Here is a 24,604-nt window from a genome sequence, read left to right as displayed (position 1 = left end):
CCACGGCCCGCTCGTGAGGGCTTGCTCTTGAGGGCCGGTTCCGTCAGTCGTCGAACGCCGTGGCCCGGGTCTGCTTCTCCCAGGCGACGACCTCCTGGCGGACCTGGTCGAGATGGCCGAGGACCGCGCTGACGCCGTCGTCGCCGAGGGGCAGCCGCAGCGGGGTGTCCTCGGCGTCCAGGGCGGCCCGGATGAGGTCCGCGGCCTTCGCCGGGTCGCCGGCCTGGGTGCCGTCGCCGCCGGAGACGAAGCCGCGGGTCTCGTCCACCTTGGAGTAGAGGCCGCTGTTCGAGCTGGCCCCGGCCCGGTTCGGGTCGAACAGCGCGGTGCGGAAGGAGCCCGGCTCGACGATCAGCACCTTGATGCCGAACTCCGCGACCTCGTCCGCGAGCCCCTCGGACAGCCCCTCCAGCGCGAACTTCGTGCCGCTGTACGCCGAGAAGCCCGCGAAGGACATCTGCCCTCCCATGCTGCTCAGTTGCACGATCGCCCCGGAGCGCCGCTCACGCATGCCCGGCAGCACCGCACGCGTCAGGGCGACGGGCCCGAAGACATGCACCTCGAACAGGGCGCGCAGCTCGTCCTCGGTGGTCTCCTCGAAGGCGCCGACATGCGTCCGGCCCGCGCTGTTCACCAGGACGTCGATCCGCCCGTGCCGCGCCAGCACATCCTGTACGGCGGCCTCGGCGGCCCCCGTGTCGGCGACATCGAGCCGCAGCGCCTCCACCTGGTCGGGATGCGCGGCGACCAGGTCGGCCAGCCCCTCCGGCCGCCGGGCCGCGCCGACGACCACGTCCCCCGCCGCCACCGCCGCCTCGGCGATCGCCCGCCCGAACCCGCTGGTGGCACCGGTGACAAGCCAGACCTTGTTCATGGCCACTCCTGTATCCGTCGTCGTCGTGTCACCAGCTTGTGCGCTCCCCCGGTGGCGCGTCCAAGACCCTTCGTGATAACCGATGGTTATGGCGACTTCCGATGTCCATGGCCGCGATCTGCGCTACTTCGTGACAGTGGCCGAGGAGCTGCACTTCACCCGCGCCGCCGAGCGGCTCTACGTCTCCCAGCCCGCGCTCAGCAAGCAGATCCGGGCGCTGGAGCGGCAGTTGGGGGTGGAGCTGTTCGCCCGGGACCGGCAGGGCGTGACGCTGACCGAGGCGGGCGAGGCGCTGCTGGCGCCCGCCCGGCGGGTGCTCGCCGCCTGGGAGGAGGCCGCGGTCGCGGTCGAGAAGGCCAGGGCGGCCCAGCGCAGCACGCTGACCGTCGGGATGTCCACCAGCCCGGGCCGCGGCGGCCTGCTGCCCGCGATCCGCTCCCGTTTCACGGCCGCCCACCCGGAGTCGACCCTGCGGGTGCGGCAGATCAGCTGGGAGGACCCCACGGCGGGCCTCGCGGACGGCTCGACGGACGTCGCCTTCGTCTGGCTGCCGCTGCCCGACCAGGACCGCTACGCCTGGACGGTGCTCGCCGAGGAACCCCGTCTGGTCGCCCTCCCCGACACCCACCCGCTCGCCACCCGCACCGACCTCGCCTTCACGGACCTCCTCGACGAGCCCTTCCTCGCCCTCCCGCGCAGCGCCGGCGTCCTGCGCGACCACTGGCTCGCCCTCGACGCCCGGGCCGGCCGCCCGCCCCGCATCGGCTCGGAGATCGCCGGTACGGAGGAGACGTACGAGGCCCTGGTCGCGGGCCTCGGCATCTGCCTGGTCGCGGAGGGCAACGCCCCGCTGATCACCTTGGGCGGTGTGACGACCCGGCCGGTGCGGGGGCTCTCCCCCAGCCGCTACACGCTCGCCTGGCGTCAGGAGGACGGGGAGCGGCCGTTGGTGCGGGGGTATGCGCGGGCCTGCCGGGAGGTCACGGGGTGACGGCCGCTCACTGGGACCCGGCGGGCTCCTCGTGACCGCCCGTTCCCAGTCGCGCCTGCTCCTCCTCCACGATGCGGCGGGCCAGCGCGACATCCGAGACGTCGACGGCGTCGGGCGTCGACTCGGCGACCGCGCTGCGGCGAGCGTAGGCGTCGAACAGACGCGCCTTGTTCTCCAGCATCCGCACCATGCGCTCGTCCACCCCGCCGGTGGCGAGCAGACGGTGCACGCGCACCGAACGGACCTGGCCCATACGGTGTGTTCGGGCCACCGCCTGATGCTCGACGGTCGGCTTGATCTGCGGTTCGCAGATGACCACGACGGAAGCGGCCTGCATATTGAGTCCCACGCCGCCCGCCTCGATCTGCGCCAGCAGCACCGCATGGCCGGGGGCGGCGGCGAACTCGTCGACGAGCTGCTGACGGCGTACGGGCGGCACACTTCCGGAGAGCGGGCCGAACAGCGCTCCGTCAACCGCGTCCCGGCTCTCGCCGAGGGCGTCCTTCACCACCCCGAGAACATCCCGGAACTGCGAGAACACCACCACCTTGAGTCCGTTCTCGGCGGCCTCCGCGACGATCTCGCGCAGCCGGTTCAGCTTCGCCGACTTCTCCGGGCGCGCATACGCCGCCCTGCGCATCGCCATGAAGTTGCCGGCCCCCACGGCCTCGCGGTAGGCGTCCTCGTCCGACGGGCTGAGCTCCTCCCACTCGTCCGTGTGCTGGAGCGCGGGCAGTTCGGTCAGGACGTCCTGCTGGTTCCGGCGCAGATACGCCGGGGCGACCGCTTTCCGGAACGCCTTGGATCCGGCGACGCCGGCCCGGTCGCCGATGGCGTCGGCGAGGCCGGGCTGGAGCACGGACACCAGGTTGCGGAACTCCGAGACACGGTTCTCCATCGGCGTACCGGTGAGGAAGACGACGCGGTCGCAGTGCTCAGCCCATTCGGTCACCGTCATGGAGCGGCGGGCCTGCGGATTCTTGACGTAGTGGGCCTCGTCGACGACGAGCATCCCCAACTCCCCGCCTCCGGGCACCGGGAAGCCGCGCAGCGCGTCGAAGGTGGTGACGCCGACGCCGCCGCGGCCCTTCCAGTCGGCGAACGCCTCGCGCCGGTCGGGCCCGTGCAGCGGCATCGCACGCAGGGTGCTGCGCTTGTCGATCTCGCGGGTCCAGTTGATGAGCACGCTGGCCGGACACACCACCATGAAGTGGCTCTGCCCTTCGGCGGCCAGGTGAGCCAGTGCGGCGATGGCCTGGATGGTCTTGCCGAGACCCATCTCGTCGCCGAGGATCACCCGGCGCTGCGCGAGGGTGAAGCGGGCTCCGAACGCCTGGTAGCCGCGCAGGGAGACTCTGCGGTGGGTGTCGTCGAGCGTCTGGGCCCTGACCCGCTCGGCCACGTCGTCGGGCAGAAAGCCCTCGGACGCGGCGGGGTCGGGCCGGCGGCCGGAGATCTCGGCCAGCAGGCTGTAGTACTCGGCGGAGCGGAGCTCGAAGTCGACCAGGGCCGCGATGTCGGACGCTGGGCCGCGCAGCAGATCCACCGAGGCCTGGGCGAGGAGTTCCGGCACCCCGTGCTGCTCGGCCTCCGCGGTCAGCCTGCGGATCTCCACGACGGCCGCCAGTGCCCGCTCCCGCCGGGACTGCCCCGCGATGAGCATGCGCAGCCGCCCGGAGGCGGGCCTGGCCTCGGTGACCAGGGGCCCGAGCCGTTCCACCAGCGCCGCGGCCGCGTCCACGGCACGCCGCGCGTCCGGGCCCGCCTCGACCAGCACGTGCAGGGCGGCCACCAGCGCGGTGATCCGCGGTTCCGGCCGGTCGACGTCGATATGGACGGCGACGGTGTCCCGGACGGCCTCGGCGATCTGCCGGGCCGCGGCAACGGTCTGGGCCGCGGTCTGCTGTCCGACCCCCGGTATCTGGCGCAGCCGGTAAGGGCCCGCGTCGAGTACCTCCCGGACCGTCCGGAAGCCGCCCTTCTCGACCTCGCCGAGCCTCAGTCTTCCCTCGGTGACATCCCTCAGCCGCGCCACCGGGATGGCGTCCAGCTCGCGCTGCGCGAGGTCCTCGCAGATCGGCTCCAGGGCCGCCCGTACGGCGTCGACGGCACGCGCATGGTCGGCGACCACGGCATGCGCCGCCTCGCACAGCCGCCCGCCCCGGGCAACCGCCTCCCGTTCACCCCGCCCCATCCGCCCGGCCCCTCTCCTCCAGTCCCCGCATCCTGCCATCAGCGGGCCTGCGGGAGTCAGCCGCGCGAGGTGGTTTCCCTGACCCAGGGCAGCGCGAACCGCTCCAGCAGCACCAGGGCGAAGTAGAGCAGGATGCTCATCAGCCCGATCAGGATGATCGCCGCCCAGGCGGTGGCGGTGTCGCCGACCCCGCCGGCCTGCACGATCAGATAGCCCAGCCCGCTCTCACCGGCCTGGAACTCACCGATGACCGCGCCGATCGCGGCCAGCGGCATGGCCACCTTCAGCCCGACGAAGATCTGCGGCAGCGCGGCGGGCAGCCGAACCTTCCTGAACGCCTGCCAGCGCGAGGCGTCCAGCGAGCGCGCCAGCTCGGCCAGGTCAGCCGGGGTCGAGGTGAGGCCGGTCGCGGTGGACAGCACGATCGGGAAGAAGCAGAGCAGGAAGACCATGGTCAGGACCGGCTTCTGCCCCCAGCCGAGCGCCCCGACCAGCAGCGGCCCGAGCGCGATCTTCGGCACCGCGTTGACGGCGACCAGCAGCGGCGTGAACATGCGCTCCAGTACCCGCGAGCCGGCCAGGGACAGTCCGATCAGAACTCCGCAGGCGCTGGAGAGTACGAACCCGACGACCGTCTCCACCGTGGTGTCGCCGGTGTGCTCCAGGAACCGGGCCGGGGCCGCGGTGAACGCCGAGAGCACGGCGCCGGGCGGGGGCAGGATCGCCGGGTGGATCACCTCCAGCACCGACGTGAGAAACCACCACAGGCCGACCGCGACCAGCAGTCCGGCCAACGGGAGCAGGACGGCGCCGAGGCCCGTCCCGCCGCTGCGGTCAGGCTTTCGGTACGAGATCGAAGTCGATGATCTGTTCAGGGGTCATTCCTTCCGGCAGCGCTCCCGCGTTCTTCAGCAGCGCGATGCTCTTCGCGACCCGCGCGGAGTCCAGCGTCCCGATCGCCGCGTCGGAACCCGCCGGCTTGACGTACGCGGCCATCAACTCCAACTCGGCGGCAGCGGCGGCCGGATTCGTGGCGTCCACGTTCCGCTTGAGGATCTCGGCGGCCTCCTTGGAGTTGGCCAGGCTGTACTCCAGGCCCTTGAGCAGCGCGCCGGAGAACCGCTTCACCATCTCCGGCTCCTGCTTGGCGAGCTTCGCCGACGTGATCAGCACGTTTCCGTAGAGATCGGGGATCACATCGCTGTACGGGAGCAGGACGGCCTTCTTCTTGGTCACCGCCTCGATGGTCGGCTTGCCCACCACGAACTGGCCGATGCCGTCCACCGAACCACTGGCGAGCGTGCCCATCAGCGTCTGTGCGTCGCCGTTGACCCAGGTCACCTTGGACGAGTCGACTCCGGCCAGCCGGGCGTACGTCGGGAAGAGGTTGCGCACGACCGAGCCGGGTGTGTCGGCGAGCCGTTTGCCCTCGAGGTCCTTCGGTTCGGCGATGCCGTTGCCCTCGGTGGTGGCGATGGCGGCCATGGTGTGCTGCTGGATGGCGGCCACCGCGACGAAGTCCTTCGCCTGGCCGCTGCTCATCTGAAGCAGACCGCCCGTCAGGTCGATCGGGCCGAACTGCGCCTGGTCACTGACGATGGCCGGAATCACACCGCCGGTGCCCTGGCCGGGCTTGATCTCCACGTCGAAACCGGCCTCTTCGAAGTACCCCTTGTCCTTGGCGACCCAGGCGTAGGCGTCCCGGCCGAAGTTGCCGAACGAGGTCAGGTAGGTCACCTTCTCCAGCGCCTTGCCGTCCGCACCGGCATCGTCGTCGGAGTCCGACCCGCCACACCCCGACACCAGTGCCAGCGCCGTGGCCAGGGCCACCGTGGCGACCGTACGGGTGAGCCTGTTGATGCGCACAGTGTTGTCCTTTCGACCGCCGGCCGGGCCGGTGGAGGGGGCGTCGAAACGGAACGGAACGGCGTATCGAACCGTCGGGTGCATGACACTTCGTGCGGACAACAGCGTACGAGAGCAGGGCAGTTGCAGGCCAGATGTACGGAATTCACCGACAGAACGACAGGTACCGTTTTGCGGCCCGTCCCCGGTAGCCTGACCGGGCGTTACGAACCGGCCGGCAATTTTGCGATCGCCAGTGGATGGGGAGACCGCCGGATGATCAGACTCACCGGTGTGTCCCGGAGCTTCACCAGCCGGTCCGGTTCGACGGTGGCGCTCCAGGGCATCGACCTTCCCATCGCCGAGGGCGAGTTCGTGGCCGTGGTGGGCCGGTCCGGGTGCGGCAAGTCCACACTGCTCCGGCTGATCGCCGGGCTGCTGCCGGTCACCGAGGGCGAGATCACCATCGGCGGCGAGCGGGTCACCGGAGCCCGGCGGGATGTCGCCATGCTGTTCCAGCGGCCGGCCCTGCTGCCCTGGCGGTCCGTCCTCGACAACGTCCTGCTGCCCGTGGAGATCTTCGGCTGGCGCAAGTCCGAGTACCGCGACCGGGCCCGCCGGCTGCTGGAGACAGCCGGACTGAGCGGCTTCGAGGAGCACCGGCCGCACGAACTCTCCGGCGGAATGCAGCAACGGGTCTCCCTGTGCCGGTCGTTGATGGGCGAGCCGCGGGTGCTGCTCATGGACGAGCCGTTCTCCGCACTCGACGCGCTGACCCGCGCGGAACTCGCGGTGGAGCTGCAACGCGTCCACATCGAGAACTCCGCCACCGTCGTCTTCGTCACCCACTCGATAGACGAGGCCGTGCTGCTCGCCGACCGGGTGGTGGTGCTCACCCCGCGCCCGGGCCGGATCCGCAAGATCGTCGACATCGGCATCCCCCGGCCGCGGACGCTGGGCCGTACCGCGCATCTCGACGAGGTGGCCCGGTGCACCGCCGATCTGCACGAGCTGCTGATGGAGCAGACCGTGCCCACCCCGGCCGAAACGGAGGGGCGATGACCCTGCGGATCTGCGTCTTCATCGAGCCGCACCGCGGCGCCGACCACGACGATCAGCTGCGGTTCGCGCAACGCGCCGAGGCCTGCGGTTTCGAGGGCTTCTTCCGGGCCGACCACTACCAGACCATGGGCGCCGATCCCGGGCTGCCCGGCCCCACCGACGCCTGGCTCACCCTGGCCGCGCTCGCCCGGGAGACCTCCCGCATCCGGCTGGGCACCCTGGTCACACCGGTCACCTTCCGACTGCCCGGCCCGCTGGCCCTGATGGTGGCGCAGGTCGACCGGATGAGCGGCGGGCGGGTCGAACTCGGCCTCGGCGCCGGGTGGTACGAACGGGAGCACATCTCGTACGGCATCCCGTTCCCGGCCGCCTCGGAGCGCTTCGACCGGCTGGAGGAACAGCTCTCCGTCATCACCGGCCTGTGGCGAACACCGGTCGGCGAGACCTTCAGCCACCGCGGCAACCACTACCGGCTGCTCGACGCACCTGCCCTGCCGAAGCCCGTGCAGGTGCCCGGCCCGCCGATCATCGTCGGCGGCCGCGGACCCAAGCGCACCCCGGAGCTCGCCGCCCGATACGCCGACGAGTTCAACATGCCCTTCAAGTCGGTGACCGAGACGGCCCGGGCCTACCGCCGGGTCACCGAGGCCTCCGCCCGCACCGGCCGCGCCGACACCGGTCGTCCACCACTGGTGCTCTCGGCCGGCGTCGTCGTCGCCATCGGCCGCACCCCCGCGGACGCCCGGCGACGCGCCGCCCCACTGCACACCGAGAGCGCGCTGCCGCCGGAGGATCCCCTGATCGGCTCCCCGTCCCAACTCGTCGACCGCCTGGGCGAGTTCGCCACCATCGGCGCCAGCCGGATCCACCTGCGCCTGACCGACTTCACCGACCTCGACCACCTGGAACTCATCGCCGGGGAGGTGCTTCCGCAACTGGGCACGTGAATCAGGAGGACCCTCGGGGCCACCACGCCCGTACGAGGTCCTCCGGCCCCCAGTGCGCGGTGAGCGGCAGATCATCGGCCACCCCGGAGCGGGATACCGCGACCAGCGGAGTGTCCGTGGCGGCACCGGGGACGGCGAGCATGTCACGTACCAGGGCGTCGTACTCATGACGGCCGAAGGGCTGGGTCTCCAGCCACTTGACCGAGCCGACGAAGTGCACCTGCCGCGCCACCGGTTCGCGGTCTGCGCCGACGAGGTCGATCTCGGGGTTGTTCTGACGGTTCCACCAACCGCCGATGGCCTCGGTCTCGGGCCACTCGTCGTCGGGCATCAGACGCAGCAGGGACTCGCGGATCAGCGGCTCGACCGCCCGCCCGCGCCACGTGGTCCATGACCGCTCGATGCGTTCCAGCGCCAAGTCACCGCGGCCGCGCTCGATGAGCGGGATCGCACGGGCCACGAACGCCAGCCAGAACCGCAGATACGGGTCGGCGATCCGGTAGCGCTTGTTCTTGCTGTCCGCCTTGACGGACAGGGGAAGATCAGCGGCCAGGACTCGTTTGGCCTGGAGCACGGCCAGCAGCGGGGAGAGCGTGCCCGACGGCAGTGCGCCTGCGCCGCCGGCCCTGGCCGCGATGGCACTGAACGTACGCTCACCACTGCCCACCGCTTCCAGCACGGCCCGCGAGAGCGAAGCCTCCGGGAATTCGCCCAGCAGGGACAGCTCGCCGGCCACCAGCAGGGGCGAGAGAGGGTTGGAGACCGAAGCCTGCAAGAAGTCCGTACGCCCCATTCCCGGCCGCCATGACTGCACGATCTCGGGGAATCCACCAGTGATCAACTGGGCGTCCACGGCCCCGGCGGCGTCGAGCTCGGTCATGGCCTGCACATCGGCCAGGTTCAACGGACGGACTGTCATCTTCGCCGCCCGGCCGAAGAACGGACGCCCGTACGACTGCAGAGCCTCCATCACCGACGTATCGCTGCCGACCAGCAGCAGAAGCACGGGCTTGGAAGACAGATGACGGTCCCAGACCGTCTGAAGCGCGCCCTCGAATTCCTGATCCTGCTCGACCAGCCAGGGCACCTCGTCAATCACGGCGATGCTGGGAGAGTCATCGGGTACCGCGAGCGCCAGCGAGCGCAGGGCCTGGTTCCAGTCCTGCGCCTGAAGCCCGGCGACCAGCTCCGCCCCCGGCAGCACCGACTGCGCGAGCGTCGCGGCAAAGTCGGCGCGCTCCGTCACAGGGTTACGCCCCCGGGTGGCCTGGAACACCATGTACGGCGCTCCCGACCGGTCGCAGAACTCCTGGACCAGCCGCGACTTCCCCACTCGGCGCCGACCGGTCATGATCACGGCCCGCCCCCGAGTGGCCCCGCCCCCCTCTGCCACCGTCCGGTACTGCTCGGCCAGCAGTTCAAGATCTCCGGCGCGACCTTGGAACTCCACGAGGCACTCCCTGGGGGAATTAACGTAGACAGATCCTTACGTAGATTGAATCTTACTTCACCTCGCGACGCGGCGGCGACGAAGGGCTGGACCGCGCGGCGCTCGATGCGTACCTCAATAGGGCAGCGGCGTCGCCGTGAAGACTCCCTGCGGATCGTAGGTCTGCTTGGCAGCGAGCAGACGTGCCGCATGCGCGCCATAAGCGTGCGCGACCTGGTCGGTCTGCTCCGGCAGCAGGAAGTTGGGGTAGCCGCCGGGCAGGGCGTGCGGCTCCAGTGCCGACCTGACGTCCTCGACCCACGTGCGGTACGGGCCTGCCTCATCGTCCGGGCCGCGGCCGGCCGAGATCTCGACCACGACGTGGGGTGTGCGCAGGCCGAAGGCGGTGTCGTCGGCACCGACGCGGGTGGCGGCGCCATGGAACTGCCGCAGCCCAATGCCCGCTCCCGGCCCGGGACGTGCCTCCGCGAAGCCGGTCAGGAGGTCGATGATCTCAGGCGTCAGCTCCGCGATGGTGCGGGTGCGGATGTCCCAGTGCATACCGGTCGGGACGGCCTGGTCGAACTGCGCCAGCAGGTCCTGCTGCGTGGTCGGGCCGACGGTCGTGTTGAGCGCGGTGCCGAGCCGGTGCACATCGGCGATGGCGGCGTCGGCGTGCTCCGGCTCGCCGGACCAGACCGGCACGGCGAGCAGACAGGACCCGATGCCGGGGACGAAGGTCATCTCGACCAGGAGGGTCAGCCCATCGCGGCCGCTCGCGGTCAGCTCCGCGTACCCGGCCAGCACCTTCGCCGCCTCGTCCCAGGGGAAGATGACCATGCCGCCGACGAGCCCGCGGTCGGGGTGCAGGCGGATCCGCATCGACGTCACCACACCGAAGTTCCCGCCACCACCGCGCAGCGCCCACAGCAGCCCGGGGTCGTCAGCGGTGGAGACGAGCCGGCCGTCGGGGAGTGCGACCTCGGCGCCGAGCAGATTGTCGGCGGCCAGGCCTGCCGTGCCGAGCAGCAGGCCGTAGCCACCGCCGAGGGTGAGCCCGGCCATGCCGACCAGGCCGGCGGTCCCGGTGGCGACGTTCGCGCCGGCCGGGGCGGCGGCCGCGACGACATCACCGGCGAGACTGCCGCCGCCGGCCACGGCGGTGTCGCCCTCGACCCGTACCTCGCGCATCGCGCCGAGGTCGATCGTCAGCCCGCCCTCGCGCAGCGACCGCCCCGCCCAGTCGTGGCCGCCACCGCGTACCGAGAGACCGACGCCGAACTCCTGCGCCGCGGTGACGGACGCGGCGACCTCGGTGCCCGTGCGGGGCCGCACGACCAGCGCCGGCTGTGTGGTCACGGCGCCGTTCCAGAGCGTCGATGCGTCGGTGTGCGCCTGGTCGCCGGGCCGGTGCACGCGGTCCGGCGACAGCCGCTCCCCGAGCCGGCGGGCCAGTTGGTCGACCGCATTCGCGGAACTCATGGTGTGCCTTTCCGGGTGCTGATGATCTCCGTCCTGCGATGCCGATCGTACGAACTGCGACTCCGTTTACGCTTGAACGTCAGTGCCAGACCAATGGAACGCCAGCGTCGCGGGGAACACGGGGCAAGCATGACGGTGCCGGATACGGTGGAATCGCGCTTCGGCGACTTCTGGCGCGGCTGGGAGGAACAGCTCGGCACCCAGCTGCCGGCCCCCGAGTTCACGCCGGGCAGCGGCGGGGACTTCGGGATGAGCGCCCGAGCCGTCACGGTGGCTGATGCGGTGATCGCCGATGTCCGCGGCGAGTCGCTGAGCGGCACGGCCAGCAGCTCGGCCCAGGAAGGTGACGCACAGGTGGTGCTGCACGTCGTACGCCGGAACACCTGGCGCTTCGGCCGGCCCCGGCAGGACGAATTCACCGTCCCCGCCGGGCACTTCATGTTCCACCGCTCCGGCCCACCGACCTTCGAGGAAGCCCGCGGGACCACCGCGACCGTACTCCTCCTCCCCGCCGCCCCGCTGTCCCACTTGATCCAGGACCGCCTCATCCCAGGACCTGCGTCCTCAGCCGAGATGCGCCTGCTCCTGGGCCAGCTCCACCTGGTCGAGCGGACGGCCCAGGACCTCACCCCGGCCGGCGCCCTGGCCGCCCGCAGCGCCCTCCTCGAACTGGCCAAAGGCGTGCTGAGCCGGCAGCCCGACGGCACCGAGCCCCAACTACGCCGCGCACTGGCCCAAGCGGCAATGGACCTCGCCGACAGCCGCCTCGCCGACCCGGACCTCTCGGCCGCAATGCTGGCCCGCGAACTGAAGGTTTCCATACGCACATTGCACCGCGCATTCGCAGCAGCCGAGGAAACCGTCCGCGCCTACATCCGCCGCCGCCGCCTCGAACAGGCCCGCCTCGAACTCCTCAGCCCAGCGGCCCGGCCGAGCGTCTCGGAGCTGGCCGCCCACTGGCACTTCTCCGACAGCAGCCACTTCATCCGAGCTTTCAAGAGCCGGTACGGTCAGACGCCGGCCGAGTTCGCCCGTACGGCCGGCCGTGGAGCACGCACATCCCACTGACGCCGTACGCCACCCGGCGCGCTCGCGGCCGCGGCCTTCGCACGGGCGGAAGGTGGAGATCGGCAAGCTGCCGGGCGGGAAGGCGGTGGAGCAGCTACTTCTTCCCGCTCCCGGACGTTCCTCCATGCCGGAACTCCACCACATCCCCGTCCTGCATCACGTAGTCCTTGCCCTCCATCCGCGCCTTGCCCTTCGCGCGGGCCTCGGCGACCGAGCCGGTTTCGACGAGGTCGGTGAAGGAGATGACCTCGGCCTTGATGAAGCCCTTTTGGAAGTCGGTGTGGATGACGCCGGCGGCCTCGGGGGCGGTCGCGCCCTTCTTGATGGTCCAGGCGCGGGATTCCTTGGGACCGGCCGTGAGATAGGTCTGGAGGCCGAGGGTGTTGAAGCCGACGCGGGCGAGGATGGCGAGGCCGGGCTCGTCGGCGCCGACGGACTGGAGGAGCTCCAGGGCGTCTTCCTCGTCCAGCTCGGCGAGGTCCGCCTCCAGCTTGGCGTTGAGGAAGATGGCCTCGGCGGGGGCGACCAGGGCGCGCTGCTCGTTCTTGAAGTCGTCGTCCATCAGCTCGTCCTCGTCGACGTTGAACACGTAGAGGAAGGGCTTGGTGGTCAGGAGGTGGAGGTCGTGGAGGAGCTCCTCGTTGCCGGAGCCCTGCACGATGCCCGCCGAGAACAGGGTGTCGCCCTTGTCCAGGATCTCCTTGGCGGCCTCGACCGCGGCGACCTTGGGCGCGATGTCCTTCTTGATCCGCGACTCCTTCTGGAGGCGCGGCAGGACCTTCTCGATGGTCTGGAGGTCGGCGAGGATCAGCTCGGTGTTGATCGTCTCGATGTCGTCCTTGGGCGAGACCTTGCCGTCGACGTGCACGACGTTCTCGTCCTTGAAGGCGCGGATGACCTGGCAGATCGCGTCGGACTCGCGGATGTTCGCGAGGAACTTGTTGCCCAGGCCCTCGCCCTCGGACGCACCACGCACGATGCCCGCGATGTCCACGAAGTCGACCGTGGCCGGGAGGATCTTCTGCGAGGCGAAGATCTCGGCCAGCTTCGCCAGACGCGGGTCGGGGACGCCGACGACACCCACGTTCGGCTCGATCGTGGCGAACGGGTAGTTGGCCGCCAGCACGTCGTTCTTGGTCAGGGCGTTGAACAGGGTCGACTTGCCGACATTCGGCAGACCGACGATTCCGATCGTGAGCGACACGTTGCGACTTCCCGTACGTGAGTGGACGTGAGAGGACAGGAGACCTGAGGGCCGATCCACCAGTCTACGGGCTGCCGCACCGGCCATCCGCGTCGTATCGAACGCTTGGCCAACGTCTCCCCAACGGCGTGTCTGACGGCCTATTCGGCACATAAGCCGACCTAGGTTGGACCAGTGGAGCAACACAGGACGCGGTCCCCCCGGTACGGAACACCACGGGGCGCCCCCCGCCTGCCCCCGCAGGGCCGGGGCGCGGGCGCGGATGGCCGGCCGCAGCGTCGTCCGGCGGCGGCAGTCGTACGGCGGCCCGCCCCGCCGGTGGTGCTGGCCGTACGGCGGATCGCCCGGGCCGTACGCCGGATGCCGAACCCTCGGCTCACCGGGCTCGGCGGCGGGGTGTTCTGCGGAGCGGTGATGCTCGTTCTGGGCTGTCTCGACTGGCTGCTGTTCGGGTCGTCGCTGACGGTGTACAGCGTGCTGTTCCTGCCGGTGTGCACGCTGACGGCGGTGTGGATCCGCAAGGCGGACCTGGTGACGGCGCCCGTCGTGGTGCCGATCGCCTTCGCCGTGGGGCTGCTGCCCGTGGCCAATGGGAGCAACGGGGCCGACGGGCTGCTGATGGGGCTGGTCACCGCGCTCGCGACGCAGGCGGGGTGGTTGTACGGGGGGACTCTGATCGCCGGCTTGATCGTGCTGGTGCGGAGGATCCGCATGATGCGCCGCCGACGGGCATAGCCCCCCTTGCCCCTCTCGCCCTAGCCTTCCTTCGCCGCCCGCATCGCCGCCCCCACGATGCCCGCGTTGTTCTGGAGCTGCGCCGGGACGATCTCGGCCTTGATGTCCTCGATGAAGTGCAGGAACTTCTCCGCCTTGCGGCTGACTCCACCGCCGATGATGAACAGCTCGGGCGAGAACAGCATCTCGACGTGGGCGAGGTAGGTCTGGACGCGGTGGGCCCAGTGCTCCCACGACAGGTCGTGGTCCTCCTTGGCCTTGCTGGAGGCGCGCTTCTCCGCGTCGTGGCCGTGCAGTTCGAGATGGCCCAGCTCGGTGTTGGGGACGAGGACGCCGTCGATGAAGAGGGCGCTGCCGATGCCGGTGCCGAAGGTCAGCATGATCACCGTGCCCCGGCGGTCGCGGCCCGCGCCGAACTGCATCTCGGCGACGCCCGCTGCGTCCGCGTCGTTGATCACGGTCACCGGGAGGCCGCCGAGGCGGTCGCCGAGCAGGGCGCGCGCGTCGGTGTCGATCCAGGTCTTGTCCACGTTCGCCGCGGTGCGGATCGTCGCGCCGCCGGTGACCACACCCGGGAAGGTGATGCCGACCGGGCCGGTCCAGCCGAAGTGGTCGACGACCTCCTTCACGCCGTCGGCCACGGTGTCGGGCGTCGCCGGGTGCGGAGTGAGTACTTTGAGGCGCTCCTGAGCCAGGTCGCCCCTGTCCAGGTCCACAGGGGCGCCCTTGATCCCGGATCCACCGATGTCCACGCCGAAGATCTGCATGGCTCTACGCTACGACGGTGGACTGACAGTCACTCCCCGGAGGTACCCGACTCGGTGCCCGACCCGGTGCCCGACCCGGTGCCGGAGGACTCCGTGCCCGCCCCGCCGCGCTCCGAGACCAGCGCCGCCGCCTCCTCGCGCAGATCACGACGGAGTTCCTTCGGCAGCGAGAAGGTGATGGACTCCTCGGCCGCCTTCACGAGCTCCACGTCCTCGAAACCGCGCTGGGACAGCCACTCCAGCACCTGCTCGACGAGGAGCTCGGGGACCGAGGCGCCGGAGGTGACACCCACCGTCGTCACGCCCTCGAGCCACGCCTCTTCGATCTCGTCGGCGAAGTCCACCAGATACGCCTCGCGCGAACCCGCGAGCTTGGCGACCTCGACGAGCCGCTTGGAGTTGGAGGAGTTCCGGGAGCCGACCACGATCACCAGCTCGGCCTGCGCGCCCATCTGCTTCACCGCGAGCTGACGGTTCTGCGTGGCGTAGCAGATGTCGTCGCTGGGCGGTGAGATGAGCTGCGGGAACTTCTCCTTCAGGGCGTCGACGGTCTCCATCGTCTCGTCGACGGAGAGGGTGGTCTGGGAGAGCCAGACGACCTTCGACTCATCGCGGACCTCGACCTTGGCGACGTCCTCCGGGCCGTCGACCAGCGTGATGTGCTCGGGGGCCTCACCGGAGGTGCCGATGACCTCTTCGTGGCCCTCGTGCCCGATCAGGAGGATGTCGTAGTCGTCGTTGGCGAAGCGGACGGCTTCCTTGTGGACCTTGGTGACGAGCGGGCAGGTCGCGTCGATGGTGGCGAGCCGGCCGCGCTCCGCCTCTTCGTGGACCACGGGGGCGACGCCGTGCGCGGAGAACATGACGATGTTCCCGGGCGGGACCTCCTCCGTCTGCTCGACGAAGATGGCGCCCTTCTTCTCCAGGGTCTGCACGACGTACTTGTTGTGCACGATCTCGTGCCGGACGTAGACGGGAGCCCCGTACTGCTCCAGGGCTTTCTCGACGGCGATCACGGCGCGGTCCACACCCGCGCAGTAGCCCCGGGGGGCGGCGAGCAGGACACGGCGGCCAGGCGAAGCAGTCATGCGTCCCATCGTAAGGCCGCGCTCGGCGGGTCAAAGATCGCGTCCTTGGGGAGACTGATCGTGGACTGGGAGGGGTGGGGAAGCACACGACTGGCGAGGTGTGATGTCCGAGACCGGCACGGCAGCGCGAACCGTCGATCACGAGCATGAGCTGCGGCGCAGTCTCGGTTTCCGGGATCTCGTCGTCTACGGACTGCTTTTCATCGCACCCATGGCGCCCGTCGGCGTGTTCGGCACCCTGGACGCCAAGTCGCACGGCGCGGTCGCGCTCGTCTACATCGTCGCCACGGTCGCCATGGCGTTCACCGCGTTCAGCTACGCGCAGATGGTGCGGGTCGTCCCTCAGGCGGGCTCGGTGTTCGCGTACGCGCGCGTGGCGCTCGGGCGGGATGCCGGGTTCATCGCCGGCTGGATGGCGATGCTGGACTATCTGCTGATCCCGGCGGTGGCCTATCTGTTCTCCGGCATCGCGATGAACGCCCTTGTGCCGGAGGTCTCGCGGTGGGTGTGGACGGCGCTGGCGGTCGTCGTCACGACGCTGCTGAACCTGTGGGGCGTACGGGCCGCCGCCCGCGTGGGCTTCCTGGTGCTGGCGATGGAGATCGTGGTGCTGGTCGTCTTCGTCGTGTCGGCCGTCGTCGTCCTTGCGCGGGACGGGGCGGAGCGGGGGTGGCTTTCGCCGCTGTCCGGGGACGGCACGCAGGGCGCGTTCGCGCTGTCGGCGGTGATCGGCGCGGTGTCGGTCGCGGTGCTGTCGTACCTCGGCTTCGACGCGATCGTGTCTTTCGCCGAGGAAGTCACGGGCGGGTCGGAGAAGGTGGCGCGGGCGGTCCTGTTCTGTCTGGCGCTGGCCGGTGTGCTGTTCGTCGCCCAGGCGTATCTGGTGGCGCTGCTGGAGCCCGTGTCGTCGGCGGAGCTGGCGGCGGATCCGGTGAAGCAGGGGTCCGCCTTCTACGACGCCGTGGACGTGTCGGTGGGGACCTGGCTGCACGACCTGGTCGCCGCGAGCAAGGCCATCGGTGCCGCGTTCGCCGCGCTGGCCGGACAGGCGGCCGCGGGGCGGCTGTTGTTCGCGATGGGGCGGGACCGGCGGTTGCCGCGGGCGCTGTCGAGGACCGACGCCGGTGTGCCGCGGGTGGCGTTGCTGTGCGCGGCGGTGATCACGCTGGTGGCCGCGGTGTGGGCCGCTCGACGGGACGACGGGATGGATCACCTGGTGTCGGTCGTCGACATCGGGGCGCTCACCGCGTTCACGTTGCTGCACGCGAGCGTGGTGGGGTGGTTCGCGGTGCGGCGGCGAGGCGGGCCGGTCGTCTGGTGGCGGCATGTGCTGGTGCCGGTGGTGGGGGCGGCGATCACGGTCGCGGTGATCGTGGAGGCCTCGGGGGCGGCGCAGGTGGTCGGGGCCGTGTGGTTTGTGGTGGGGGTCCTGGTGTTGGTGGCGCAGCGGGGGCGCACGGCCGACGTGCCCGGCTAGCCGGGCGGTGAGGCGGCGGTGTCCGAGGCGACGGCTACGCTCGCCGCATGGCCTTGAACACGTCCGCGGAAACGCCCCTGCCCGTCGGTGAGGTGTCGCGGCTCATCGGGGGTTGGATCGACCGGCTCGGGGCGGTGTGGGTCGAGGGGCAGATCACCCAGCTCTCGCGGCGGCCCGGTGCCGGGGTGGTGTTTCTGACCCTGCGGGATCCGTCGTACGACATCTCGGTCAGCGTCACCTGTTATCGGCAGGTGTTCGATGCCGTGGCGGACGTGGTGAGTGAGGGCGCCCGGGTCGTCGTACTCGCGAAGCCGGAGTGGTACGCCCCGCGGGGCCAACTGTCGTTGCGGGCCGCCGAGATAAGGCCCGTGGGGGTCGGGGAGCTGCTCGCCCGGCTGGAGCAGCTGAAGAAGGCGCTGGCCGCGGAGGGGCTGTTCGCGGCCGAGCGGAAGAAGCCGCTGCCCTTCCTGCCGCAGCTCATCGGGCTTGTGTGCGGACGGGCCTCCGCCGCCGAGCGCGACGTCCTGGAGAACGCCCGGCACCGCTGGCCGGCCGTCCGTTTCGAGGTGCGCAACGTCCCGGTGCAGGGCGTGCACGCCGTGCCGCAGGTCGTACAGGCGGTGAAGGACCTGGACGCGATCGACGACGTGGACGTGATCATCGTCGCGCGCGGCGGCGGCAGCGTGGAGGACCTCCTGCCCTTCTCCGACGAGCAGCTCCTGCGGGCGGTCGCGTCCTGTCGTACTCCCGTGGTGTCCGCCATCGGGCACGAGCCCGACACCCCGCTGCTCGACTACGTGGCCGATCTGCGCGCCTCCACCCCCACCGACGCCGCCAAGAAGGTCGTGCCCGACGTGGGCGAGGAGTACGAGCGGGTGCGGATGCTGCGCGACCGGGCCCGGCGGTGTGTCGAGGCGTTCATCGACCGTGAGGAGCGGGGGCTCGCCCATGCGCTGGCCCGTCCGTCGATAGAGGATCCGCACCGGATGATCGACGAGCGGGCCGATCATGTGGCGTCCCTGCTCGACCGCGGCCGGCGCACCCTCGGCCACCTCCTCGACCGGGCCGACTCGGAACTGACGCACACGCACGCGCGCGTGGTGGCCCTGTCCCCCGCGGCGACCCTGAAGCGGGGATACGCGGTGCTCCAGAAGTCCGACGGGCATGTGGTCCGGGATCCCGGTGAGGTGACGGCGGACGAGGCACTGCGGGCGCGGGTCGCCGAGGGTGAGTTCGCTGTCCGAGTCGACCAATAAGGTGGGCGGATGACCGGCAAGGTGGAGGAGAGCGTGGCCGCGGGCGAGGCGCTGGGGTACGAGCAGGCTCGGGACGAGCTGATCGAGGTCGTACGGCGGCTGGAGGCGGGCGGTACGACGCTGGAGGAGTCCCTCGCGCTCTGGGAACGGGGCGAGGAGCTGGCGAAGGTGTGCCGGCGCTGGCTGGAAGGGGCGCGGGCCCGGCTGGACGCCGCGCTGGCCGAGGAGGAAGCGGCCGAGACCGAGGACGACTCGGAGTAAGCAACCTGGGCGATCTGTGATGTGGATCACCACGCCCTGGTTTTAGTTGAAGCTTGAACTTCAGCGGCGTACGGTCGGGAGCGTCAACCGGACCCCGGTCCGCTTCCGGGGTCGACGTACATACCGAGAAGGTTCACGCATGTCTCTTGTTCTCGACCCCACCGCCCAGGACCTGCTGTTCCGCGAGGCCCGCACCGCGAACACCTTCACCGACGAGCCGGTGACCGACGAGCAGGTTCAGGCGATCTACGACCTGGTCAAGTACGGCCCGACCTCCATGAACCAGTCGCCGCTGCGCATCACGCTGGTCCGCTCCACCGAAGCCCGCGAGCGCCTGGTGCGTCACCTGGCCGAGGGCAACCAGTCCAAGACCGCGGCTGCCCCGCTGGTCGCGATCCTTTCCGCGGACAACGAGTTCCACGAGGAGCTGCCGCACCTCTTCCCGCACTTCCCGCAGGCCAAGGACGCCGTCTTCGGCGAGCGTGCGGTCCGGGAGAGCAACGCCTCGCTGAACGCGGCCCTCCAGGCCGCGTACTTCGTCATCGGCATCCGCGCCGCGGGCCTCGCCGCCGGCCCGATGACCGGCCTGGACTTCGAGGGCGTCCGCAAGGAGTTCCTGGACGACGACCACACCCCGCTGATGGTCGTCAACATCGGCAAGCCGGGCGAGGACGCCTGGTTCCCGCGCTCCCCGCGACTGGAGTTCGAGCAGGTCGTCACCACCGTCTGACCGACGGCGCGGTGAACGTACGGAGGGCCCCCGGCGTCACCGCCGGGGGCCCTCCGTACGTTCATCGCGCCTGAAGCCCGTTCACGGCGTCCTCAGCGCCTGCGCCATCTCCGTCAGCAGCTTGAACGAGCCCGTGCCGGCCACCACGGTCGTCGCCCCGTCGGCCTCGTGGACGAGCGCGTCGTACCGGCCGCCGGTGTACCGCGTCCACGTCCGGCCGCCGATCTCCTGCTTGGCGTCCGCTTCCTCCGAGCCCTGTGTGGTCTCGTCGATGAACGTCGACGGCTTCTGAGTCGACTGCTCGATCTGGACGTACTCACCGTCGGGAGTATGGAAGCCGAGATGCCAGGAGTCGAAGTCGTCGCCCTGGAAGCGGACGGAAGTCGCCTTCCAGGTCGTCGGCAGGCCCTCCGGCGCGGCCACCGGGTAGGCCGCCGCACGGCGGGCCGTGAGCAGCTCGACGCGGTAGTCCACCCGCTTGATGTCGGGCTCCGAGTCGTCGTGCGGGATGAAGAGGTAGATGACCCCCGCCATGATCCCGATCAGGCCCAGGGAGAGAACCATGTCCCGGACCGTCTTCTGCTTGCCGTTCGAACCTGCCACGCCCTCTATCGTCGCAGGTGCCCCGGTCCGCTCATCCGTGGGGCCCCCTGCTCATTCTGTCGACCTGACGATAGAGTCATGACCATCACCCTCATCCGGCCGTCGCCGTATCAGAAAGGTGCGTTCCGATGACCGAGAATCATCATCTGCCGTCCGAGCTCGAAGTTCCCTCCGAGGCCCCCGACCGCAACCTCGCCCTGGAACTGGTCAGGGTCACCGAAGCCGCGGCGATGGCCGCGGGCCGCTGGGTCGGGCGCGGCGACAAGATCGGCGCCGACGGTGCTGCCGTACGCGCCATGCGGACCCTAGTCTCCACCGTCTCGATGAACGGCGTCGTCGTCATCGGCGAGGGCGAGAAGGACGAAGCCCCGATGCTCTTCAACGGGGAGCGGGTCGGTGACGGGACCGGGCCCGAGTGCGACATCGCCGTCGACCCGATCGACGGCACCACGCTGACCGCCAAGGGCATGCCGAACGCGATCGCGGTACTCGCGGCCGCCGACCGCGGGTCGATGTTCGACCCGTCCGCCGTCTTCTACATGGACAAGCTGGTCACCGGCCCCGAGGCCGCCGACTTCGTGGACATCAACGCGCCCGTGGCGGTGAACATCCGCCGGGTCGCCAAGGCGAAGCGGTCCACGCCGGAGGACGTGACCGTGGTCATCCTGGACCGGCCCCGCCACGAGGGCATCATCAAGGAGATCCGGGAGGCCGGCGCGCGCATCAAGCTGATCTCCGACGGCGATGTCGCGGGCTCGATCTACGCGCTGCGCGAGGGCACCGGCGTCGACATGCTGCTCGGCATCGGCGGCACCCCCGAGGGCATCATCTCGGCCTGCGCCGTGAGGTGCCTCGGTGGCACGATCCAGGGCAAGCTGTGGCCCAAGGACAACGAGGAGCGGCAGCGGGCGCTCGATGCCGGGCACGACCTGGACCGCGTGCTGCTGACCGAGGACCTGGTCTCCGGGGAGAACGTCTTCTTCGTCGCGACCGGCATCACCGACGGTGAGCTGCTGCGAGGTGTGCGGTATCGGTCGGAGAACGCCACGACCGACTCGATCGTGATGCGGTCGAAGTCGGGGACCGTGCGGAGGATCGACTCCGAGCACCGGTTGAGCAAGCTGCGGGCGTACAGCGCGATCGACTTCGATCGGGCGAAGTAGGTCGGCAGGTCGGTGGACTCACCGGCATCGAAAGGGCGCCCCCGGTGCGGTGGGGGCGCCCTTCGTTTGCTTCTCAGCCCGCCTGCGCTATGCGGCCCGCCGCCCTCGCCGTCTTCTTCAGTTCCATGTCGCGGCGGCGGCGCCGGGCGAGGACCACGCGGCGCTCGGCGGCGGTGAGGCCGCCCCAGACGCCGTAGGGCTCGGGTTGCAGGAGCGCGTGCTCGCGGCACTCGACCATGACCGGGCAGCGCGCACAGACTCGCTTGGCCGCCTCCTCCCGGGAGAGGCGGGCGGCGGTGGGCTCCTTGGAGGGGGCGAAGAACAGGCCGGCCTCATCGCGCCGGCACACCGCCTCGGTGTGCCAAGGGGCGTCTTGGTCCCTGTCTCGCACTGGCACCCGCTGGGCCGGAACGGCAGCGACCTGCAGGGACGAATGCGGCGGTTGCAGCACGGTCTACTCCTGACGACGGCTTCGCGAGCGAGAGACGATGCAGCAAGGGATACCCGCTGTGCGCACGCCTATGCACTGTGTTCCGAACCGCTGGAATACGGCGCTTCGTGCGCGATGCCGTACGGCCGCCGAATGTCTTCAAACCCCCTTCGAAGGCAGAGACTTCACAACCGTCAACGATCCAAATGCTTCCGCAAACTCTTGTCGACCTTGCGATGCACCCGATCCAGAATGTCCGCAACCGCCTTGCCCCGCTTGGGCCTTGCCTCGATGTTGCCGAGGACGGCCCAGCCGTCGACGTACACAACCGGAGCATCGGGTTCGACCGAATCGAGCGTGTCCACCTCGAAGTTGCCGAGGACGCCGCCGCCGGTGCCGCGCAACGACACGTTCTCCGGGACGCGGACCTCGACGTTGCCGAAGACCGAGATGGCCTTGATCACGATCTGCCGGTACTCGAAGAGCGCCTCGCTGAGGTCTATCTCGACGCTGCCGAAGATCGCGTACGCATGGATACGGCGGCCCGCGCGCCAGCGGCCCTTGCGGACGGCGGCGCTGAAGACGGCCACCACATTGTCGTCAGGGTCGGTGGGTATCGCGTCGGTGGGGCGGTTCGGGGCCGGGGTGTAGGCCGGGGCGGTGCGTCGCTCGTGCGCGGCCGGCAGGTCCCGGATGAAGACCTCCAGCTCGCCCACCGTCTTGGCGCTCAGCACCCCCTCGACCCGCTCGGCGTGCTCGTCCGCGGTGAGGCGGCCCTCGGCCAGGGCCTCGCGCAGGATGTCGGCGATGCGGTCGCGGTCGGCGTCCGAGGCGCGGAGCTCGGTCGCCGCGGGCGCGGGTTCGGTGTGCTTCTGAAGGTCCACGACAGCAGACTACCGAAACGCGATAGATCGCGACCAGGCCTGTGGGCAACCAACTGAGCCTTACCTCACAAGCTTCCGTCCTTGGACAGGTTCTAGGCTGGTGAGGCCCGCCAATGGAGGTGGGCAGCCGTCTGCCGAGTGAGGAATGGGCTGAGATGCCGCGTACTTCCCCCCCGCCCAACCCTGCGTTCGCGTACACCGATCTGCTCCCCATGGGAGAGGACACCACCCCGTACCGGCTGGTGACCTCCGAGGGTGTCTCCACCTTCGAGGCCGACGGGCGGACGTTCCTCAAGGTCGAGCCGGAGGCGCTGCGCAAGCTCTCCGAGGAGGCCATCCACGACATCCAGCACTATCTGCGGCCCGCGCACCTCGCCCAGCTGCGGCGGATCATCGACGATCCCGAGGCGTCGAGCAACGACAAGTTCGTGGCGCTGGACCTGCTGAAGAACGCGAACATCGCGGCCGCGGGTGTGCTGCCCATGTGCCAGGACACCGGTACGGCGATCGTCATGGGCAAGCGCGGGCAGAACGTGCTCACCGAGGGCGGGGACGAGGCGGCGCTGTCGCGCGGCATCCACGACGCGTATCTGAACCTCAACCTGCGCTACTCCCAGATGGCCCCGCTGACCATGTGGGACGAGAAGAACACCGGCTCCAACCTCCCGGCCCAGATCGAGCTGTACGCCACCGACGGCGGCGCCTACAAGTTCCTCTTCATGGCCAAGGGCGGCGGCTCGGCCAACAAGTCGTTCCTCTACCAGGAGACGAAGGCCGTTCTGAACGAGGCCTCCATGATGAAGTTCCTGGAGGAGAAGATCCGTTCGCTGGGTACGGCCGCCTGTCCGCCGTACCACCTGGCGATCGTCGTCGGTGGTACCTCCGCCGAGTACGCGCTAAAGACCGCCAAGTACGCCTCCGCGCACTACCTCGACGAGATCCCGGCCGAGGGCTCGCCGCTCGGGCACGGGTTCCGGGACAAGGAGCTGGAGGAGAAGGTCTTCGAGCTGACGCAGCAGATCGGGATCGGGGCGCAGTTCGGCGGCAAGTACTTCTGCCATGACGTGCGGGTGGTGCGGCTGCCGCGGCACGGGGCCTCGTGTCCGGTTGCGATCGCCGTGTCCTGCTCCGCCGACCGGCAGGCCCTCGCGAAGATCACCACCGAGGGGGTCTTCCTGGAGCAGCTCGAGACGGACCCGGCGCGGTTCCTGCCGGAGACGACGGACGAGCACCTCGACGAGTCCTCCGACGTCGTCAAGATCGACCTCAACCAGCCGATGGACGACATCCTCGCCGAGCTGACCAAGTACCCGGTCAAGACCCGGCTCTCGCTCACCGGTCCGCTGGTCGTGGCGCGTGACATCGCGCATGCCAAGATCAAGGAGCGTCTTGACGCGGGTGAGGAGATGCCGCAGTACCTGAAGGACCACCCGGTGTACTACGCGGGGCCGGCCAAGACGCCGGAGGGGTACGCGTCGGGGTCCTTCGGGCCGACGACCGCCGGGCGGATGGACTCCTACGTCGAGCAGTTCCAGGCGGCCGGGGGGTCGAAGGTGATGCTCGCCAAGGGCAACCGGAGCAAGCAGGTCACTGACGCCTGTGGCTCTCACGGTGGCTTCTATCTCGGCTCCATCGGGGGGCCCGCGGCCCGTCTTGCGCAGGACTGCATCAAGAAGGTCGAGGTCGTCGAGTACGAGGAGCTCGGCATGGAGGCGGTCTGGAAGATCGAGGTCGAGGACTTTCCGGCGTTCGTCGTGGTGGACGACAAGGGCAACGACTTCTTCCAGGATCCGGCGCCTGCGCCGACGTTCACGTCGATTCCTGTGCGGGGGCCTGGGCTGGTGTAGTGCCTGGTGGGGTGCGGGGGGGGGGTGGATTTTCGCCCCCGCCGCCCCTACCCGTCCCGTCCTGAAGGGGCTCCGCCCCTTCGACCCCGGGGGGGGGGGGCCCCCCCCCCGCCCCCCCCCCCCCCGAACCGCCCCGGGCGCAAAACCCCCCCCCGCCGGGGACGTGGCGGGGGTGTCCGTCCTCGGCACGGCGCGGAATCGGTCTCTTGGAGAGGTGCCCGTGTTGACGCGCCAACCGCTGCGGGCGGACACCCCCGCCACGTCCCC

23 protein-coding genes are annotated in these 24,604 nt (G+C 70.2%); 11 read left to right on the top strand and 12 right to left on the bottom strand.

The annotated features are described in order from the left end of the window. Positions 1-43 precede the first annotated feature (43 nt). Positions 44-874: an SDR family NAD(P)-dependent oxidoreductase gene (locus ACIHFB_RS28145; protein ID WP_400128347.1), complete on the bottom strand. Its 831-nt coding sequence runs from the start codon at positions 872-874 to the stop codon at positions 44-46. 88 nt (positions 875-962) lie between these two features. On the opposite strand from ACIHFB_RS28145, the gene ACIHFB_RS28140 reads away from it, so the two are divergent. After that, complete coding sequence (locus ACIHFB_RS28140; protein ID WP_400128345.1) at positions 963-1,865, top strand: LysR family transcriptional regulator; 903 nt, start codon at positions 963-965, stop codon at positions 1,863-1,865. A gap of 7 nt (positions 1,866-1,872) precedes the next feature. On the opposite strand, the gene ACIHFB_RS28135 is transcribed toward ACIHFB_RS28140, so the two are convergent. Genes ACIHFB_RS28135 through ACIHFB_RS28125 form a run of 3 tightly spaced genes read right to left on the bottom strand, consistent with a single transcriptional unit; the run spans position 1,873 to position 5,925 of the window. Further along, positions 1,873-4,059: a DEAD/DEAH box helicase gene (locus ACIHFB_RS28135; protein WP_400128343.1), complete on the bottom strand. Its 2,187-nt coding sequence runs from the start codon at positions 4,057-4,059 to the stop codon at positions 1,873-1,875. 56 nt (positions 4,060-4,115) lie between these two features. Then, positions 4,116-4,853 carry an ABC transporter permease gene (locus ACIHFB_RS28130; RefSeq protein WP_365284317.1) on the bottom strand — a complete coding sequence of 246 codons (738 nt, stop codon included), beginning with the start codon at positions 4,851-4,853 and terminating at the stop codon, positions 4,116-4,118. Between the two features lie 40 nt (positions 4,854-4,893). Next, positions 4,894-5,925 (bottom strand): ABC transporter substrate-binding protein, encoded by a 1,032-nt coding sequence (locus ACIHFB_RS28125; RefSeq protein WP_365284315.1) that lies wholly within the window; start codon positions 5,923-5,925, stop codon positions 4,894-4,896. 255 nt (positions 5,926-6,180) lie between these two features. Between ACIHFB_RS28125 and ACIHFB_RS28120 the strand changes: the two genes are divergently transcribed. Continuing rightward, positions 6,181-6,966 (top strand): ABC transporter ATP-binding protein, encoded by a 786-nt coding sequence (locus ACIHFB_RS28120; protein WP_400128340.1) that lies wholly within the window; start codon positions 6,181-6,183, stop codon positions 6,964-6,966. Further along, positions 6,963-7,913, top strand: coding sequence for an LLM class F420-dependent oxidoreductase (locus ACIHFB_RS28115; protein WP_400128337.1), 951 nt, complete (start codon positions 6,963-6,965; stop codon positions 7,911-7,913). The genes ACIHFB_RS28120 and ACIHFB_RS28115 overlap by 4 nt, the downstream gene beginning before the upstream one ends. 1 nt (position 7,914) lies before the next feature. On the opposite strand, the gene ACIHFB_RS28110 is transcribed toward ACIHFB_RS28115, so the two are convergent. Together ACIHFB_RS28110 and ACIHFB_RS28105 are read right to left on the bottom strand one after the other, a co-directional pair. Next, positions 7,915-9,363, bottom strand: coding sequence for an ATP-binding protein (locus tag ACIHFB_RS28110; RefSeq protein ID WP_400128335.1), 1,449 nt, complete (start codon positions 9,361-9,363; stop codon positions 7,915-7,917). Between the two features lie 114 nt (positions 9,364-9,477). Next, the gene (locus tag ACIHFB_RS28105) at positions 9,478-10,824 is read right to left on the bottom strand and encodes an FAD-binding oxidoreductase (protein WP_400128333.1); all 1,347 of its coding nucleotides are present in this window, start codon (positions 10,822-10,824) and stop codon (positions 9,478-9,480) included. 129 nt (positions 10,825-10,953) lie between these two features. Between ACIHFB_RS28105 and ACIHFB_RS28100 the strand changes: the two genes are divergently transcribed. Beyond that, on the top strand, positions 10,954-11,892 hold the full coding sequence (locus ACIHFB_RS28100; RefSeq protein WP_365284305.1) for a helix-turn-helix domain-containing protein: 939 nt from the start codon (positions 10,954-10,956) through the stop codon (positions 11,890-11,892). A gap of 94 nt (positions 11,893-11,986) precedes the next feature. On the opposite strand, the gene ychF is transcribed toward ACIHFB_RS28100, so the two are convergent. Continuing rightward, entirely contained in the window at positions 11,987-13,096 is a 1,110-nt protein-coding gene (ychF, locus tag ACIHFB_RS28095) for a redox-regulated ATPase YchF (protein WP_400128330.1), read from the bottom strand. Positions 13,097-13,270: 174 nt separating this feature from the next. Between ychF and ACIHFB_RS28090 the strand changes: the two genes are divergently transcribed. Continuing rightward, a complete protein-coding gene (locus ACIHFB_RS28090; RefSeq protein WP_400128328.1) occupies positions 13,271-13,831 on the top strand; it encodes a DUF6542 domain-containing protein in 561 nt (186 codons plus the stop codon). 20 nt (positions 13,832-13,851) lie between these two features. Here ACIHFB_RS28090 and ppgK read toward each other — a convergent pair whose 3' ends face one another. Together ppgK and ACIHFB_RS28080 are read right to left on the bottom strand one after the other, a co-directional pair. After that, positions 13,852-14,598 carry a polyphosphate--glucose phosphotransferase gene (ppgK, locus tag ACIHFB_RS28085; RefSeq protein WP_400128326.1) on the bottom strand — a complete coding sequence of 249 codons (747 nt, stop codon included), beginning with the start codon at positions 14,596-14,598 and terminating at the stop codon, positions 13,852-13,854. A gap of 29 nt (positions 14,599-14,627) precedes the next feature. Further along, positions 14,628-15,695, bottom strand: a complete 1,068-nt coding sequence (locus ACIHFB_RS28080) for a 4-hydroxy-3-methylbut-2-enyl diphosphate reductase (RefSeq protein WP_400128324.1) — start codon at positions 15,693-15,695, stop codon at positions 14,628-14,630. 94 nt (positions 15,696-15,789) lie between these two features. Between ACIHFB_RS28080 and ACIHFB_RS28075 the strand changes: the two genes are divergently transcribed. The 4 genes from ACIHFB_RS28075 (at position 15,790) to ACIHFB_RS28060 (ending at position 19,410) form a co-directional block, all read left to right on the top strand. Beyond that, on the top strand, positions 15,790-17,163 hold the full coding sequence (locus ACIHFB_RS28075) for an APC family permease (RefSeq protein ID WP_400128322.1): 1,374 nt from the start codon (positions 15,790-15,792) through the stop codon (positions 17,161-17,163). A gap of 47 nt (positions 17,164-17,210) precedes the next feature. Next, on the top strand, positions 17,211-18,419 hold the full coding sequence (gene xseA / locus ACIHFB_RS28070; protein WP_365284293.1) for an exodeoxyribonuclease VII large subunit: 1,209 nt from the start codon (positions 17,211-17,213) through the stop codon (positions 18,417-18,419). 9 nt (positions 18,420-18,428) lie between these two features. Continuing rightward, complete coding sequence (locus tag ACIHFB_RS28065) at positions 18,429-18,680, top strand: exodeoxyribonuclease VII small subunit (protein WP_400128319.1); 252 nt, start codon at positions 18,429-18,431, stop codon at positions 18,678-18,680. Positions 18,681-18,819: 139 nt separating this feature from the next. Beyond that, on the top strand, positions 18,820-19,410 hold the full coding sequence (locus ACIHFB_RS28060) for a malonic semialdehyde reductase (RefSeq protein WP_365284289.1): 591 nt from the start codon (positions 18,820-18,822) through the stop codon (positions 19,408-19,410). An 81-nt stretch (positions 19,411-19,491) separates the two neighbouring features. Here ACIHFB_RS28060 and ACIHFB_RS28055 read toward each other — a convergent pair whose 3' ends face one another. After that, a complete protein-coding gene (locus ACIHFB_RS28055; RefSeq protein ID WP_400128317.1) occupies positions 19,492-20,013 on the bottom strand; it encodes a DUF4245 domain-containing protein in 522 nt (173 codons plus the stop codon). Positions 20,014-20,141: 128 nt separating this feature from the next. Here ACIHFB_RS28055 and glpX point away from each other — a divergent pair, with 128 nt between their 5' ends. After that, entirely contained in the window at positions 20,142-21,176 is a 1,035-nt protein-coding gene (gene glpX, locus ACIHFB_RS28050) for a class II fructose-bisphosphatase (RefSeq protein WP_365284285.1), read from the top strand. Between the two features lie 73 nt (positions 21,177-21,249). Here the strand turns inward: glpX and ACIHFB_RS28045 are convergent, their stop codons facing one another. Next, a complete protein-coding gene (locus ACIHFB_RS28045; protein WP_365284282.1) occupies positions 21,250-21,627 on the bottom strand; it encodes a WhiB family transcriptional regulator in 378 nt (125 codons plus the stop codon). Positions 21,628-21,800: 173 nt separating this feature from the next. Beyond that, positions 21,801-22,490, bottom strand: a complete 690-nt coding sequence (locus ACIHFB_RS28040) for a DUF1707 domain-containing protein (protein ID WP_365284279.1) — start codon at positions 22,488-22,490, stop codon at positions 21,801-21,803. Between the two features lie 155 nt (positions 22,491-22,645). Between ACIHFB_RS28040 and ACIHFB_RS28035 the strand changes: the two genes are divergently transcribed. Further along, a complete protein-coding gene (locus ACIHFB_RS28035; RefSeq protein WP_400128313.1) occupies positions 22,646-24,337 on the top strand; it encodes a fumarate hydratase in 1,692 nt (563 codons plus the stop codon). Positions 24,338-24,604: the final 267 nt, after the last annotated feature.

The sequence above is a fragment of the Streptomyces sp. NPDC051963 genome (assembly GCF_044593495.1).
In the GTDB taxonomy this organism is placed as follows: Bacteria; Actinomycetota; Actinomycetes; order Streptomycetales; family Streptomycetaceae; genus Streptomyces.
This window is presented reverse-complemented; position numbering and strand designations above follow the sequence as displayed.

Coding starts and splice junctions, on each gene's coding strand:
- ACIHFB_RS28120 (WP_400128340.1), top strand. CDS start 6,181: ATGATCAGACTCACCGGTGTGTCCCGGAGCTTCACCAGCCGGTCCGGT.
- ppgK (WP_400128326.1), bottom strand. CDS start 14,598: ATGCAGATCTTCGGCGTGGACATCGGTGGATCCGGGATCAAGGGCGCC.
- ACIHFB_RS28145 (WP_400128347.1), bottom strand. CDS start 874: ATGAACAAGGTCTGGCTTGTCACCGGTGCCACCAGCGGGTTCGGGCGG.
- ACIHFB_RS28140 (WP_400128345.1), top strand. CDS start 963: ATGGCGACTTCCGATGTCCATGGCCGCGATCTGCGCTACTTCGTGACA.
- glpX (WP_365284285.1), top strand. CDS start 20,142: ATGACCGAGAATCATCATCTGCCGTCCGAGCTCGAAGTTCCCTCCGAG.
- ACIHFB_RS28115 (WP_400128337.1), top strand. CDS start 6,963: ATGACCCTGCGGATCTGCGTCTTCATCGAGCCGCACCGCGGCGCCGAC.
- xseA (WP_365284293.1), top strand. CDS start 17,211: ATGGCCTTGAACACGTCCGCGGAAACGCCCCTGCCCGTCGGTGAGGTG.
- ACIHFB_RS28135 (WP_400128343.1), bottom strand. CDS start 4,059: ATGGGGCGGGGTGAACGGGAGGCGGTTGCCCGGGGCGGGCGGCTGTGC.
- ACIHFB_RS28075 (WP_400128322.1), top strand. CDS start 15,790: ATGTCCGAGACCGGCACGGCAGCGCGAACCGTCGATCACGAGCATGAG.
- ACIHFB_RS28105 (WP_400128333.1), bottom strand. CDS start 10,824: ATGAGTTCCGCGAATGCGGTCGACCAACTGGCCCGCCGGCTCGGGGAG.
- ACIHFB_RS28065 (WP_400128319.1), top strand. CDS start 18,429: ATGACCGGCAAGGTGGAGGAGAGCGTGGCCGCGGGCGAGGCGCTGGGG.
- ACIHFB_RS28060 (WP_365284289.1), top strand. CDS start 18,820: ATGTCTCTTGTTCTCGACCCCACCGCCCAGGACCTGCTGTTCCGCGAG.
- ACIHFB_RS28080 (WP_400128324.1), bottom strand. CDS start 15,695: ATGGGACGCATGACTGCTTCGCCTGGCCGCCGTGTCCTGCTCGCCGCC.
- ACIHFB_RS28100 (WP_365284305.1), top strand. CDS start 10,954: ATGACGGTGCCGGATACGGTGGAATCGCGCTTCGGCGACTTCTGGCGC.
- ACIHFB_RS28035 (WP_400128313.1), top strand. CDS start 22,646: ATGCCGCGTACTTCCCCCCCGCCCAACCCTGCGTTCGCGTACACCGAT.